Below are 14,255 nucleotides of genomic sequence, written 5' to 3'. Positions count from 1 at the left end.
CGAATTATGTCCCAGACCGCAATTGAAGTTTATTAAAAATACAACCAGAATCCAGGAGCAGGACGATGCTGCTTTGATTGCCCGATATAAAATCAGTGGCGATCTGGAGTCATTGGGTCTGCTTTACAGTAAATATATGCACCTGGTGTTTGGGGTTTGCCTCAACTACCTGAAAGATGAAGAGCAAAGTAAGGATGCCGTGATGCAGATCTTCGAAGAACTCGTCATCAAACTGAAGGTCCACGAAGTGCAAAACTTCAAAAGCTGGCTTCATGTGCTATCCAGAAACTACTGTTTAATGGCCATCCGTAAAAATTCTAAGCATACCACCGTTTCTATGGAAGACAGTTTTGTGGAAAACGCGGAATTTGTGCATCTTGATCTTGATGATACGAAGGAAGAGACACTGACCGTGATGGAACGTTGTATGGAGAAATTGCCGGAAGAGCAGCGCATTAGTGTGCAATTGTTCTATCTGGAAGAGAAGTGTTATAAAGAAGTTGCAGACCTTACCGGATATGAAATGTTGAAGGTAAAGAGCTATATCCAAAATGGAAAGCGGAACTTGAAAATTTGTATAGAAAGGAATAGTGGTGAATAATGATTGGTTAGATATAGGAGTTTTAGAAGATTATCTGGACGGTAAGCTCGACGCAAAAACCATGAACAAGGTGGAGCGGGAAGCACTGGATGATCCCTTCGTTGCAGAAGCTTTGGCCGGACTCAGTGCCTCGCCGAAGCGTTCTCTGGCGTCGATTTCTTTGCTGCAAAAGCAGCTGAAGGAACGTGTTGCAGAACATCATGTGGCTAAGAAAACAAAGGTAATTACCTGGCAAAGGCTAAGTATTGCGGCAACAGCAGCAGTATTGTTTATCTCGGTGAGCATCATCTTCTGGATGAAAGAAGCAGCCAGAGAAAATCAGCTCGCCAAACAAGAAAAAGAAGTTGAGGTTAGTATCCAGCCTGAAAGCACGCAGTTAGCAGGGCCTTCGGCTCCAAAAGCAGCGCAATCCATTGCAAGTGCAGGAGCAGCAGCCGATGCAACAACTCCTTCCGCGGCCTCAGCCGCAGATGTAGTCGCTAAAGACGCTGTGGTAGCAAAAGCATTAAAGGAAGCAAAGCGTAACAGCTATGCGGTAAATACGAAGAAAAAAGCAAAAGCAGCAGTCAGTACTGATGAAGCAGCAGCTGTAACAACAAATACGGAAGCAATAACCACGGAGGCAGCAAATAGGGTGGCAGCGGTTATGGCAGCACCAATAAATGCTGATGCCAGTCGGATGGCAAAAACATCGGATTTAAACGAAGTAATGGTGGTCAGAGGAATCCAGGGTAAAGTTGCTTCCACAGATGGAACACCGGTTGCCGGTGCCAAAGTTACTGTGATCCGGGGATATGCTGTAGTTCCGGCAATAACGGATAGTAACGGTGCTTTTAAAATCCCTGTAGATAGCTTAACGAAAAATTATACCCTTGCGGTGACTCATCCGGGCTTTGCTCCCAATACTTTGGTTGCCCGATTAAATGCTCCGGTAGAAGTGAAGTTAAGAAAGCAAATCATGATCGGATCAGCTTTTAACCCTGTTGTTGGCTGGGAGAAGTACAACCAGTATCTGGCAGAAAACAACCGCCTGACTAAAGAAAATACGCTTGGTGCCACTGTCCAGCTCAGCTTTCTGATTGGAAAAGACGGCAAGCCTTATGATTTCAAAATACTAAGAAGCCCTGGTGATCAATACAATAAAGAAGCGATCAGGCTGATATCGGAAGGGCCTAAGTGGGAGTTACCATTGAGTCCGGAAGCAAGAGTGCAGCTAGGCGTCAAGTTCTAACCGGCCGCTATAAGGACAGTACCAAATCCAGTATGCTTAAAAATAACAGACATAAAAAAAACCGGAACAAGCGTTCCGGTTTTTTTGTGGGATAAAACCCGATATGATTTTTGCTATGCTGCGGATTAAACTGCAGCTCAGACCAATCTTAATACTAAAAGAAAAGGTGGATCACACTGAATACAAGTGCGGCAAGCGTAGCTGATACCGGAATGGTTAATACCCATGCCCATAATAAACTTACGGTTACACCCCAGCGTACTGCGGATACTCTTTTCAGTAAACCTACCCCAACAATAGATCCTGTGATCGTATGTGTTGTAGATACAGGGATACCAAAATGTTCGGTGATACCTAAGGTTACGGCACCGGCAGTTTCTGCGGCAACGCCTTCAAAAGCATTCACTTTAGTAATTTTAGAACCCATAGTTTTCACGATTTTCCAACCACCACTCATTGTTCCTAAAGCGATTGCCGCGTAACAAGAGATAGGAATCCATTCCGGCATCGTATCACCGGTTTTAAGGACATTTGCGGCTACCATGGCTACATAAATGATACCCATTACTTTTTGAGCATCATTACCACCATGCGTAAAACTCAGGGCAGCAGAAGAGATCAACTGTAATCTTTTGAACCATTTTTCTGCAACTGAAGGCCGCGCATTTTTGGAAATATGAAGGATAATAATAGATATAATCACGGAGATCACCATACCGATAACGGGAGCGAGCACAATAAAGGCTACTACTTTCAGAATCGGCGCAAGGTTAATTGCTTCCATAACACCTACACCTAAGGTAAAAGCTTTAGCCATACCGGCACCAGCAAAACCACCAATCAGTGTGTGTGAAGAACTGGAAGGAATTCCGAACCACCAGGTAAAAAGATTCCAGGTGATGGCAGCCAGCAGGCCGGCCAGGATTACCTCCAGGGTAATGAAGTTTTCCACTACCGTTTTCGCTATTGTATTGGCTACTTTGTGGTCAGTGAAATAAAAATAGGCAGCGAAATTAAATAGCGCAGCCCAGGCTACTGCCTGAAAAGGTGTTAATACTTTCGTGGATACAATGGTAGCAATAGAGTTTGCTGCATCATGAAAGCCATTGATATAATCGAAGGCAATTGCCAGGACAATTACAACGACCAATAAGGTAGTTACCATTTTATTGAAGGTTTAAGCGTTCTTTACCAAAATAGATTCCAACACATTTGCTGCATCCTCACATTTATCTGTAGCCATTTCTAAGGTCTGTAATACCTCTTTTTGCTTGATCAGCTCAATTGCATTGGTCTCAAATTCGAATAAACGAGCAATGGCAAGGTTCGTCACATAGTCAGCTTGATTCTCACCACTATTGATTCTTACACAAGCATCAGCAATCACGCGAATGTTTTTGAAACTTCTCAATTCTTTAATCGCATTGTTCAGATCAGTACACATTTCTACTAACAATTCTGCTAGTTTGATCATTGCATCACCAATATGAACAATATTATAAAGCTCAATATTACTTGCAGAAGCATGAATATAATCCGCAATATCATCCACTGCACTAGCCAACGCATGGATATCTTCCCTGTCGAATGGTGTAATGAAGTTCTTGCTTAATTCTAAGAAGATCGAATGGGTAATGTCGTCTCCAACATGCTCTAAACGTTCTACCTCTTTAATGTATTCTTTTCTTTTTTCAAGATCTGTTGAACTTAACGCTAGTAATAGTGCCTCAGAAATTTTCAATACATTGCTACCTGCCTGCTCAAATAATGGCTGGAACTTTTTGTCTTTTGGCGTGAAGAACTTAAAAATGCTATTCATCTGTTATATTATATTTTGTTTTAATTGTCAGATGAAAACCCGCATAACGCCCTGGCCATCCTACTTATAAAATATGATACAAAAGTATGAGTGTAATGTTAAGTTAATGTTAAGTGTTAAGATATTTTGCAAAAGCTTTGTCATTGTTAACCAATCTTTTGCAGGGTAAAGGCAAAAGTGGTCCCGATTTGCAAAGTGCTTCTTACCGAAATAATCTGTTGGTGTGCCTCCAGGATATGTTTTACGATGGCAAGGCCGAGCCCGGTACCGCCTTCTTGTCTCGATCGGTGAGAATCGATTCTATAGAAACGTTCGAACAGGCGAGGGAGGTGTTTTTCTTCAATTCCAATCCCGTCATCCGTCACTTCAATCAGATATTGGTCATGAAGTTCGAAAATCTTGATGGCCGTAGAGCCGTTTTCCCTGCCATATTTGATCGAATTCTGAATCAGATTGATCATGACCTGACGAATCTTCTCGCGATCCGCATTGACATAAGCAGGGTGGGTGTATTTGTCCTTGAAGGATATTGTGATGTTCTTTTTCTTCGCCTTGTCTTCCAGGCCTTCCATCACCTCTTTAGCGAGCACTACGAAATCGAACTTGGTATAATTAATCGGAATCTCACCGGTTTCTAATTTAGAGATAGAATCCAGGTCGTTGATCAGGTAACTTAAGCGTTCTACATTGTTCTCCGCTTTTTTCAGAAACTTCTGCGCCATTTCCGGATCATCGAGCAGACAATCCTGCAAAGTCTCAATATAGCCTTGTACGGCAAATAAAGGCGTTTTAAATTCATGAGAAACGTTCGATAGAAACTCCCTTCTGAACTGTTCCTGTTTTTTCAGGACATCAATTTCGCGTTTCTTGGCACCTGCCCATTCCTTCACTTCCTGCTCCACATCATTGATGGGGTCGCTGCTCACATATTCTCCTAAAGCATCTTTTAAGTCTTTTCCCAATTTTAAATTGTGAATCATCTTATAAATCAGCACGATTTTAGAATAAATGTATTTTTCCAGCAGGTAGTAAAATACAATGAAACTGGTGATAAAGGCTGCCCCGAAAGAAACCGCCATAAAATACCAGTCTTTTTGAAAATAGAAATTGACTAAGCCTATGGAAAGGCCTACTGCCATGGCAGCAATGAGAACAAGGACGCTTAACTTCATGCAGGCAATTTACAATTTAGATTTAAATTACACGTTAAATCTTTCCTTCCCACTCTTTATAGAAATGATCCAGATAAAGGAGCATAAAGTCATGACGCTGAGCCGCAATTTCTTTTCCTGTACCGGTCTTCATCAGGTCTTTTAACCTCAGAAGTTTCTCATAAAAATGATTGATGGTAGGGGAGCTGGAGTTTTTATAAACTTCCTTGCTCATGTGCATGTCTGCTGCAATTTCAGGATCATACAATACCCTGTTTTTATAACCACCATAGGTAAATGCACGGGCAATCCCGATGGCGCCAATGGCATCCAGGCGATCTGCATCCTGTACAATGTCTAATTCCTTAGATTGGAAAGTGACTGTACCCAGGCTGGCTTTATAACTTAGATTACGGATGATTTTTTGGACATGGTCGATTTGTTCCGGGTCTAAACCCAGTTCGGTTAGGAAATCTCCGGCCATTTGGGGGCCGATTTCTTCATCGCCATCATTAAACTTCGGGTCGGCAATGTCGTGCAGCAGCGCGGCCATGGCCACAATGAGTTCGTCGCCTTTCTCCGTTAAATTGATAAGCAGGGCATTCTTGTACACACGCTCGATGTGAAACCAATCATGCCCGGCCTCTGCGCCTGCTAAAGTTTTTTTAACAAATGCGATTGTCTTCTCCAGTAACACTTCCATAATCCTCTTGCTTTGCAGCAAAAGTATCTGAAATCAACCAAAAAAAACAGGTTGTGGAGAATTATCCGGAAGCTCTCAGGGCTTCAACGAATTCTGCCGGTTTGAAATAAAGTAGTTGGTTTGGCTTAACATCAAGGATGTTAGCGATTTGACATAAGCGCTCTACAGTTAATTTACTGTGGCCTAGTTCGATTTTGCTGTAAGCATTTTGAGAGATGTGAAGTTTGGCAGCAAGATACTCTTGTGTCAGTGACTTGATCTTTCTGATCTTTTTGATCGTCGATGGGATCTCTCTTACGTTGATGTCGATTTGTTCGTTCATGGTTTAAAGGGGAAGTTTAGTTTACAATTTATTCTATTATATATTACTAATATATAAACCTATAAACGTAAACTAAACTGGAATAGATTTAAAAAATGAAAATAAATCTAAATTTCTCTAAACTATTCCGCAATCTCCTTAACTTCTGGTCTTCTGGTACCGTCATACAACTCATATTCGAGCATACGGCAATCCAGTTTACCATTGTAAAATTCTATCTTTTTGGTGGCTTTAAGGCCGATTTTCTTTGCAAGGTCTGGGTTTCCGGTAAAAATATATCCGAAATATCCTTTACATTCCTGCTTCATAAAATCTCCTACTCTTTTGTAGGTTGCTTCCAGTACAGAATGTACTCCTAAACGCTCTCCGTATTCCGGATTGAAAACAACCACACCTTTTCCGCCTTCAGGAACTTTTGTTTCTGCGAAATCGCAAACTTCAAAAGTAATCAGGGTATCTACGCCGGCAGTTTGTGCATTTTTGCGACTGATATCAACGGCATCTTCGGAAAGATCTGTTGCAATAATCGTCAGGTCTACATTTTTAATCACCTGTTCTTTCAGAATACGGCGTTCTGCGAAGAACACTTCTTCATCATAACCCAGGATGTGCATAAAACCGTAGTTCATACGGAATAATCCAGGGCGACGGTTGGTAGCCAGCAAAGCTGCTTCAATAGCCAGTGTTCCTGAACCACACATCGGATTAACGAAAGGTGATTTTTGATCCCATTGCGTACTCATGATCACACCCGCTGCCAATGCTTCTAACATCGGTGCTTTTCCAGGGATTTTACGGTAACCGTGTTTGGCCAGCGTTTCTCCGGAAGTGTCCATAAAGATGTCCGCCTCACTGTCTTTCCAGTAAAGGTGTACCACCGCTTTATTGGCATCTGATCCTGAATTCGGACGAATTCCTTTTTTGTCTTTAATTCGATCTACAATCGCATCTTTTACTTTTAGATTGGCAAAAAGAGGCGTCGTTATGGTTGGGTTATCCACATTTGACGTCACCGAGAAGTATCCCGAGAAATCAATCAGCGATTCCCACTCCATATCTACCAGCTCCCGGTATAATTCCTCCGGGTTGTTGGCTTTGAAGCTTTTTAGGCAATATAAAATCTGACTGGCACACCTCAGGTTTAAATTCAACTTGATGCATTCCGTAAGGGTTATATTTAACTCCACTCCAGTAGGGAAATCCCTAACAATAGTGTAGCCCAGGGCTTTAACCTCTTCCTGAAGATATGGCGATAATCGCTTGTTGCAGGTTAAGATAACCTTGCTTTTTGTGTGGAAAACTTGCATAATATATTGTGCGAAGTTATCAATAAAAATATAGAGATTTGAACTTTGTACGAGAATAAAATAGTAAATGTTATGGAAATAAAAGGAAAAGTGCATGAAATTGGTGCATTACAACAGGTAAGCGAGACTTTTAAGAAACGTGACCTGATTATAGAATACGCAGAAAATCCTACTTATCCAGAGTACATCAGATTTGAAGCTTTACAAGATAAAACAGCTTTATTCGATAGCTTAAAAACTGGTGACGACGTAGAAGTTTCATTTAACCTTCGCGGTCGTCCATGGACTGATAAAACAGGAAAAACATCATATTTCAATAGTCTGGTAGTATGGCGTATCAACGCCCTGACTCCAGGTGCAGCAGCAGCAACACCAGCTTATGCTCCACCAGCAGATTTGAACAATGCTCCAGGTGAGGAAGACGATCTTCCTTTCTAAAGATCTTTTTTAAACGATAGACAAATTGACCACGAGCCTGTCCGATTATTCGGACAGGCTTTATTTGTTACCTTGCAGTTCTTAGGGAGTGTTCTGGTATTATTACTATAGTGCTGCTATACTGGTGCTGGTTGATGAGGAGTTGCCGGAGAGTTGGCGGAGCGTTGGTTAGGGGAAGCCTACGGCAAACCGTTACCAGCCCCTCTGCAACCCTTAAACAACTCCCCGCCAACCAGCACTACTATACCATCTATACCCTAACGGTATTCAATCGCTGCCTTCGCCAATCTGGTGCCATGCCCTCCGCCAGTGTCCCCGTATTTATTTTTTCTCCGGAAAATCCTGAAGTTAGTTTGAAAATCATTTTCCGCATGAAATGCATTAAATGGAATTTAAGCACCGTAAATTAGGCCCAATCAGCGTGTTAAAAAGTGTTAAATAACCAGGTTTTTGCCCAACCTTAGCTATTTTTGGGGTATTCCATAAATGAAAAAAAGAAGTCTTTGGTTAATCACCGCTCTAATGACCGTAGCCTTGCTTGGGGTCTTTGTAATGCAATTGTATTACATCAGGGAGGCGTACGCCTTAAAATCTCAGCTTTTTGAACAAGAGGTTAGTCAGGCTTTAAACGCTGTGGTTAACAAAGTGCAGAAGCGCTATGCCGCCACCCACCTCTACAAAAAAGAAGATCAGCTGAAAGAAGAAAGAGAAGCCGAACTGCGGGATAAAGCCCAGATTCTGGTCGAATTTAAAGAACAGCATAAAGTCAAAGAAGAACGCCGGAAGTTAGAACAGCAAAAGAAAATCATTGCCGATCTGAACATGCAGGACAGTGTGATCCGCAATACCTATCTGAATCCGACCATCATTCCCGAGCAGGAATATTTATCCATGGCAAGTGTAGAAAATGATAAAAAATCTCCTTTGCAGGTAGATATGAATTTTGGAGTGGATAAGGCCGGAAATGTGGTTACCGCCAATGTGAATCAAGTCTATATTCCCGAAAAATCACAAACCTTCCGGGTGTCTACCGATAAACTTCCGGATAGTATCCGATACCTTGCTTTTAATCCTTTTACTAAAAAACCATTGCTGATTACGCTGCCACGCGTTTCTCCAGACATGGTGTCTAAGTTTAAAATTGAAGATGAGATGGAGAACCAGAAATTTTCCAGGGCTTTTAAAGACCTGTTAAAAGATACGGTGATCATTAAAACCAATAGCCTGAACTACCTGGAAGATGTAGCCAGAGAAATGCGTCAGGAAAATGTACCGATGGATGAGCGGGTACCCAGAGATGTGCTGGATACCCTGATCAAAACGGAGCTCCTCAACAGGAACATCAAGCTCGACTATGATTTCTGGGTGAAAATGGCCAGCAAAGATTCTGTAGTCTACCGCAAGGTGGCGCAGGATAGCGGCGTGCCTGATCCTGCAAATCTGCATACAGTGACCCTGTTTAGCGATGATATCTTTAGAGATCCCGGACTGTTATACGTCACTTTCCCGAAAGAAGATTCTTTGATATTCAGCAACCTGAGCGTCACGATGGCCTCCTCAGCCGGTTTATTACTCGTACTCGTCTTTATTTTCGCTTATACGATTTACACGATCTTAAAGCAGAAGAAAATCTCGGAGATGAAAACCGATTTCATCAACAACATGACGCATGAGTTTAAAACTCCGGTGGCCACCATTATGATCGCCAGTGAGGCCTTAAAAGATCCGGAGATCACGGAAGACAAGAACAGAGTGAAAAGACTGGCAGGGATCATCTATGATGAAAACGTGCGCCTTGGAAATCATATTGAAAGGGTATTGAGTATCGCCCGTCTGGAAAAGAAAGAATTGAAACTGGAAGAACGCCTGGTGGATGTCAATGAGCTGATCCTCGTGGTGGTAGACAGTATGGACTTGCAGTTGAAAAAGAAAGGAACAGATTTGAAACTGGATCTGGGGGCTAAACAACCCATGATTTTAGCGGATGAACTGCACCTTTCCAATGTCATTTATAACCTGATTGATAACGCCAATAAATATAGCCCCGGAATCCCTGAAATTAGAATCGCCACCAGAAATACCGCTAAACATCTGGTGATTGAAGTGGCGGATGCCGGCATTGGCATGACAACCGAAGAAACAAAACGTATTTTTGATCAGTTCTACAGAGTGCCTACCGGCAATTTGCATGATGTTAAAGGATTTGGCCTTGGCCTCAATTATGTCCAGGATATCATTCAGCAGATGGAAGGAAAAATTAAGGTGCATAGTGAAAAAGACAAAGGCACTGTATTTGAAATAATCTTACCCCTAAACCGTAAATAATGAAAAGAATTCTATTGGTAGAAGATGATCCGAACCTGGGTTTACTTTTGCAAGATTACCTGCAATTGAAAGGGAAATTTGAGGTGGTACTTTGTGTGGATGGTGAGGAAGGCATCAAGGCTTTTTCTAAACAGGACTTTGACCTTTGCATTCTGGATGTCATGATGCCTAAGAAAGATGGTTTTACCCTGGGAAAAGAGATTAGAAAGATCAACCAGCAGGTGCCCATTATTTTTGCTACGGCGAAGGCCATGATAGAAGATAAAGCTTCGGCATACGACCTTGGGGGAGACGATTATATCACCAAACCTTTTCGTATTGAAGAATTATTGCTGCGCATCAATGCGCTGTTGAAAAGGGTATCTACCAAAGAAGCTGTAGAACAGGCTCCGGTAGAAACGCAATTCCAGATCGGCGATTATACCTTTGATTATACGACGCAGCTGATTCACTATAAAGGACAACAACAAAAACTCAGTACTAAAGAAGCAGAGTTACTGCAATTGTTGTGTTTAAAGAAGAATGCGGTACTGACCAGGGAAGAAGCTTTATTGAGCATCTGGCATGACGACAATTATTTTAATGGTCGCAGTATGGATGTTTTCCTGAGTAAGTTAAGGAAATACCTTAGGGAAGACCCTAAGGTAGAAATCCTCAACGTACATGGAAAAGGTTACAAATTATTGGTCAACTAGATCGTCAGGGCTTTTAGCACAGTTTGTGCATAAGAGCCCCAATCTTTTAATACCCCGTTCAGGGTATCATTTAGTCCTTTTGTATTTACGGCCTTACCTTTTACCGGCGCTTTTAATTCCGCTGCGGTAACAGGTTTGTCTTTAACGGAGGTGGCAAACCAGCTCACGTTTTCATGTGGCAGGGCCACCCCGAGGATCATGCCCGGTAAGCCGGAGAATGATTCCGGTCCGCCGGAAACAGGGATTTTATCCGTATAGAAAGCCACCACATAGATCGAGTCCATGATGATTGCATTGGCTCTTCTACACTCATATCCGGCAATATCTCTGGTCTCCGACGTCAGCTTCCAGTTGATCTTTCTCAAGCTGTCTCTGACTAAAAATGTTTCTTCAAATACTTTCTTTTGAGTAATGAAACTGCTGCTCGCCAGGTCGCTGAAAATGGTGTTATTCTGTGTGCTGTTCGGGTCAGATCCCCAAAATCCACTCACATCTTTTCCGGTATCCGGAAGCGGTGTGAAGAGCGACTTGTCATTTGAAAATGTCAATGTGCTTTTCAGAATTTTAAACTGTGGCTGATTTTTCTTGTAGGAATCATAAGCAGGTTGTAAATAGGTTTCATTGTCCTTGTTGATGCGCTTTTTAAGCGTTGCCCACATATTTGTTTTGCGTTCAAATTCAATGACTCCATCCGTAGTAAAGCGTACATTTTGTGCAAAGCTGCCCATAGATCCGAGCAGTATAGTCAGGGTGATTAGTGTCTTCTTCATTTGATTATTGTTTTGGAGCGCCTCCGCCCATTTTATTGAAATCCCAGATCAGTGATAACATAAAGTATCTCGTGATGGTATTGTATCTTCTTTCGGTAATTAAATTGCTGTTGGCACTTCTGCTGAAACCCGTGTTTTGATTTAAGAGGTCATTGCCGGACAGCGAAAGTTTCAGGTCTTCTGCTTTGAAGAACTTTTTACTGATTGCTGCATTCCAGATGAAACGCTCAAAAGTCTGGTTAAAGGATTTTGTTTTCCCACGGTATTGGTAATCTCCATCCGAGGCTATCTCAATTTTTCCTGGCAGAAAAACGTTGAAACCCATGTTTCCGTTGAACTTCCAGCCGTTGTCATTCAGGTTTTTCTGTAAGGAAGTTCCGCTAAGGGTATAAGCAGGTCCTGCGGAAATATAGAAGTTGTACTTTTTTTCTTTGTATTGTGAAAGTCTAAGTCCTCCTTCGTAATTCATGTTGTTGGTGGTATTGAATTCATTGTTCACCATGCTGTAACTGGTATTTCCAGATACCCCTCCATTTATGCCGGCACGTAAATCCAGAAACTTAATCTTCCGGTCGTAATAAACATTAGCCCGGTAACTGGTTGGCATTTTTCCTTCAATATTGATCGGTTTGTAGGTGTTTTTACCTTCGGCATTGGTGGTCGTTGAATTCGCGATGGCATTGGAAGTGAAATTCACATTGGCGTTAACCCAAACTGATTCGCCGCTCATCACTTTGTAATTGCCAAAATTGACACTCATCCCATTATTGAATGAAGGCTTTAAGTCGGGATTTCCATCGTAAATATTTAACTGGTCATTGTTCACTCTTACCGGTTGTAGTTGCGTGATACCTGGCTGATTGGTATTCCCATAGTAATAGAATCTAAATGATTTTTGCTGGGTAAAATTATAAGTATAGGAAGCCTGAGGGTTCCAGTTGGTGAACTTTCGGTTAAAGCGCTCTTGTGTTAGTCCGTCTATTTGTTTGAAGCTCACATCCGCAACTTTACCACCGAAGTTGAAAACGGTCTTGCCTTGCTTGTAATTGAAGGTTGCCCCCCCCTGATTAGACACCTGGTCTAGTTTAAAGTCATTACTGAATTCTCTATCCAGAATGGTATAATCACCATTGGCATCCTGATTGAAAGAACTTCTGTCGGAAGTTCCATGATTCAGACTCAGTCCGTAACTAACCAAAACCGACCATGATTTAGAAAGTGGCTCGGTATAAGTGGCATTGGAGCTGAATTTGGAATTGCTGTTGTGGGAGGTCTTGTATTGATTTAATAAAGAGTCTCTTGTGAAATCTCCATTTAAATCGAAGTACTCGGTTAGGGAGTAAATATTACCTTTATTATTACTTTCGGTAATATTTTGTGCCAGGGCTAAAGAGAAGGTACGACCTTTTTTCTTTAGCTTTTGGGTGTATAAAATGTTGGCATTTAAATCTCTCTGATCTCCTTTATTGTTGTTGATGGTTTTACTGTTGTTGATGGCAGTCCCGTCTAACCGATCACTAAAAGCAGAACCTTCGGAATCAGAATTGTTGTTCTTCAATAATCCGTCTACACCTACTTTAATGGTCGCATTGCTATCCAGGGCGATGGTATAGGCGATGTTTGCCTTTTGACGGAATAAGCGCTTGTCTGATGTTTGTTGCGAAGTACTAAAAATAGCAGGGGTTTCTGATCCTGCAGGCAGGTTATTCTGCGTCTTGCTGCTGCTCAGAGCGGATACATTAATCTCGCCAATTTTATAACTGGTATTGATACTTTCTTTGTCTTTATTCCATTTATTGGAAAACTGAGCGCCGCCACTTTTAGTTTTAGGCATCCCTTCTCCACTGTATTGGCCATCATAAGAATCTAAACCGTCATCACTGCCTCCACCGGAAAACATATACATTCCGTCGTCACTCATCTGGAAGTTACTCGTGCCAAATTTGTCGTTATCACTCCAGGATAAGCCGGTTTTTCCGTTGTTCGCCAGGTTTCCGAAGGCTGCAAATTTCTTCTTGCCCTTGAAGGCATTGATCATGGCTTGTCCCGAATAGAAATCATCGGTTCCACCGCCAATATCTACTTTTCCGAAATAACCTTCTTTTTTATCTTCTTTCAGTTTGATGTTGATGGTTTTTGCTTTCTGACCATCATCGATACCGGTAAATGCAGCCTGATCGCTGGTTTTGTCGAATAGCTGTACTTTGTCTACCATGTCGCCACGTAGGTTTTTGGTCACCAGGGTAGGGTCATCACCAAAGAATTCTTCCCCATCTACCAGGACCTTATTAACCGCCTGGCCCTGAGCTGTGATTTTTCCATCTTTATCTATGGTAATGCCGGGCAGTTGTTTCAACAGGTCTTCTACTTTAGAATTGGGTTGAATTACATAGGCTGCGGCATTAAATTCGGTGGTATCCCCCTTCATTTTAATCGCATTGATGTTTCCTTTGATGATCACATCCTTTAAAAGCGTTGATTTTAACATCAGGTTCAATTTCCCAAAATCATGTATCTTTTTAGCATCATCTAAGCTAAAGTCCTCTACGTAATCGGCATAGCCGGGGTAGGAGACGAGGATGATGAATTTTCCGGCTTTCGGGGGATTGAGTTTAAAGGCTCCGTCTGCACCTGAACGGGCATATTTGACGAGTGTGGAGTCTTTTGCATTTAAAATAGCGATCGTGGTGTTCACCATTTTGTAAGTCGCGGCGGTGTCGGTAATCACCCCCTTTACTTCGTAATTACTTTGCGAGAACACTAAAACAGGGCAATAGCAAGCTAAAAATAGTAGGAATACTTTAAGTTTCATTTTTGGTTATTTGGATTAACCTAAGTTATAACTAAATATTTAGTGATAGCTATTGGAAAATGACGTTTTCTGTTAAATAAT

The 14,255-nt window shown here is 41.9% G+C and carries 13 protein-coding genes; 5 read left to right on the top strand and 8 right to left on the bottom strand.

The genetic code is table 11. The features are described from left to right. The first annotated feature begins 22 nt into the window (after nucleotides 1-22). Both R2Q66_RS03055 and R2Q66_RS03050 read left to right on the top strand, forming a co-directional pair. On the top strand, nucleotides 23-601 hold the full coding sequence (locus R2Q66_RS03055; RefSeq protein ID WP_316746613.1) for a sigma-70 family RNA polymerase sigma factor: 579 nt from the start codon (nucleotides 23-25) through the stop codon (nucleotides 599-601). Next, complete coding sequence (locus R2Q66_RS03050) at nucleotides 591-1,832, top strand: carboxypeptidase-like regulatory domain-containing protein (RefSeq protein WP_316746523.1); 1,242 nt, start codon at nucleotides 591-593, stop codon at nucleotides 1,830-1,832. Before R2Q66_RS03055 ends, R2Q66_RS03050 begins: the two co-directional genes overlap by 11 nt. A gap of 154 nt (nucleotides 1,833-1,986) precedes the next feature. Here the strand turns inward: R2Q66_RS03050 and R2Q66_RS03045 are convergent, their stop codons facing one another. The 6 genes from R2Q66_RS03045 to R2Q66_RS03020 form a co-directional block, all read right to left on the bottom strand. Beyond that, complete coding sequence (locus R2Q66_RS03045; RefSeq protein WP_316746522.1) at nucleotides 1,987-2,997, bottom strand: inorganic phosphate transporter; 1,011 nt, start codon at nucleotides 2,995-2,997, stop codon at nucleotides 1,987-1,989. Between the two features lie 12 nt (nucleotides 2,998-3,009). Further along, the gene (locus tag R2Q66_RS03040; protein ID WP_265840400.1) at nucleotides 3,010-3,651 is read right to left on the bottom strand and encodes a DUF47 domain-containing protein; all 642 of its coding nucleotides are present in this window, start codon (nucleotides 3,649-3,651) and stop codon (nucleotides 3,010-3,012) included. Between the two features lie 146 nt (nucleotides 3,652-3,797). Beyond that, nucleotides 3,798-4,823, bottom strand: coding sequence for a sensor histidine kinase (locus tag R2Q66_RS03035; protein WP_316746521.1), 1,026 nt, complete (start codon nucleotides 4,821-4,823; stop codon nucleotides 3,798-3,800). Between the two features lie 34 nt (nucleotides 4,824-4,857). After that, entirely contained in the window at nucleotides 4,858-5,505 is a 648-nt protein-coding gene (locus R2Q66_RS03030; protein ID WP_316746520.1) for an HD domain-containing protein, read from the bottom strand. Between the two features lie 61 nt (nucleotides 5,506-5,566). After that, complete coding sequence (locus R2Q66_RS03025) at nucleotides 5,567-5,827, bottom strand: helix-turn-helix transcriptional regulator (RefSeq protein ID WP_316746519.1); 261 nt, start codon at nucleotides 5,825-5,827, stop codon at nucleotides 5,567-5,569. A 122-nt stretch (nucleotides 5,828-5,949) separates the two neighbouring features. Then, nucleotides 5,950-7,134, bottom strand: coding sequence for a class I SAM-dependent RNA methyltransferase (locus tag R2Q66_RS03020; protein ID WP_316746518.1), 1,185 nt, complete (start codon nucleotides 7,132-7,134; stop codon nucleotides 5,950-5,952). Between the two features lie 72 nt (nucleotides 7,135-7,206). Here R2Q66_RS03020 and R2Q66_RS03015 point away from each other — a divergent pair, with 72 nt between their 5' ends. The 3 genes from R2Q66_RS03015 (at nucleotide 7,207) to R2Q66_RS03005 (ending at nucleotide 10,592) form a co-directional block, all read left to right on the top strand. After that, nucleotides 7,207-7,572: a DUF3127 domain-containing protein gene (locus R2Q66_RS03015; RefSeq protein ID WP_062550689.1), complete on the top strand. Its 366-nt coding sequence runs from the start codon at nucleotides 7,207-7,209 to the stop codon at nucleotides 7,570-7,572. Between the two features lie 486 nt (nucleotides 7,573-8,058). After that, nucleotides 8,059-9,897: an ATP-binding protein gene (locus tag R2Q66_RS03010; RefSeq protein ID WP_316746517.1), complete on the top strand. Its 1,839-nt coding sequence runs from the start codon at nucleotides 8,059-8,061 to the stop codon at nucleotides 9,895-9,897. Continuing rightward, complete coding sequence (locus tag R2Q66_RS03005) at nucleotides 9,897-10,592, top strand: response regulator transcription factor (protein ID WP_316746516.1); 696 nt, start codon at nucleotides 9,897-9,899, stop codon at nucleotides 10,590-10,592. The genes R2Q66_RS03010 and R2Q66_RS03005 overlap by 1 nt, the downstream gene beginning before the upstream one ends. On the opposite strand, the gene R2Q66_RS03000 is transcribed toward R2Q66_RS03005, so the two are convergent. Continuing rightward, nucleotides 10,589-11,362, bottom strand: coding sequence for a GLPGLI family protein (locus R2Q66_RS03000; RefSeq protein ID WP_316746515.1), 774 nt, complete (start codon nucleotides 11,360-11,362; stop codon nucleotides 10,589-10,591). The two genes, R2Q66_RS03005 and R2Q66_RS03000, sit on opposite strands and share 4 nt — an antisense overlap. Nucleotides 11,363-11,366: 4 nt before the next feature. Beyond that, nucleotides 11,367-14,174 carry an outer membrane beta-barrel family protein gene (locus R2Q66_RS02995; protein WP_316746514.1) on the bottom strand — a complete coding sequence of 936 codons (2,808 nt, stop codon included), beginning with the start codon at nucleotides 14,172-14,174 and terminating at the stop codon, nucleotides 11,367-11,369. Nucleotides 14,175-14,255: the final 81 nt, after the last annotated feature.

The sequence above is a fragment of the Pedobacter gandavensis genome, assembly GCF_032677645.1.
GTDB lineage: Bacteria > Bacteroidota > Bacteroidia > Sphingobacteriales > Sphingobacteriaceae > Pedobacter > Pedobacter gandavensis_A.
This window is presented reverse-complemented; position numbering and strand designations above follow the sequence as displayed.

Bases quoted from the DNA above. Each gene is read 5' to 3' on its own strand.
- R2Q66_RS03045 (WP_316746522.1), bottom strand. From the start codon at position 2,997: ATGGTAACTACCTTATTGGTCGTTGTAATTGTCCTGGCAATTGCCTTC.
- R2Q66_RS03040 (WP_265840400.1), bottom strand. From the start codon at position 3,651: ATGAATAGCATTTTTAAGTTCTTCACGCCAAAAGACAAAAAGTTCCAG.
- R2Q66_RS03035 (WP_316746521.1), bottom strand. From the start codon at position 4,823: ATGAAGTTAAGCGTCCTTGTTCTCATTGCTGCCATGGCAGTAGGCCTT.
- R2Q66_RS03030 (WP_316746520.1), bottom strand. From the start codon at position 5,505: ATGGAAGTGTTACTGGAGAAGACAATCGCATTTGTTAAAAAAACTTTA.
- R2Q66_RS03025 (WP_316746519.1), bottom strand. From the start codon at position 5,827: ATGAACGAACAAATCGACATCAACGTAAGAGAGATCCCATCGACGATC.
- R2Q66_RS03020 (WP_316746518.1), bottom strand. From the start codon at position 7,134: ATGCAAGTTTTCCACACAAAAAGCAAGGTTATCTTAACCTGCAACAAG.
- R2Q66_RS03015 (WP_062550689.1), top strand. From the start codon at position 7,207: ATGGAAATAAAAGGAAAAGTGCATGAAATTGGTGCATTACAACAGGTA.
- R2Q66_RS03010 (WP_316746517.1), top strand. From the start codon at position 8,059: ATGAAAAAAAGAAGTCTTTGGTTAATCACCGCTCTAATGACCGTAGCC.
- R2Q66_RS03005 (WP_316746516.1), top strand. From the start codon at position 9,897: ATGAAAAGAATTCTATTGGTAGAAGATGATCCGAACCTGGGTTTACTT.
- R2Q66_RS03000 (WP_316746515.1), bottom strand. From the start codon at position 11,362: ATGAAGAAGACACTAATCACCCTGACTATACTGCTCGGATCTATGGGC.
- R2Q66_RS02995 (WP_316746514.1), bottom strand. From the start codon at position 14,174: ATGAAACTTAAAGTATTCCTACTATTTTTAGCTTGCTATTGCCCTGTT.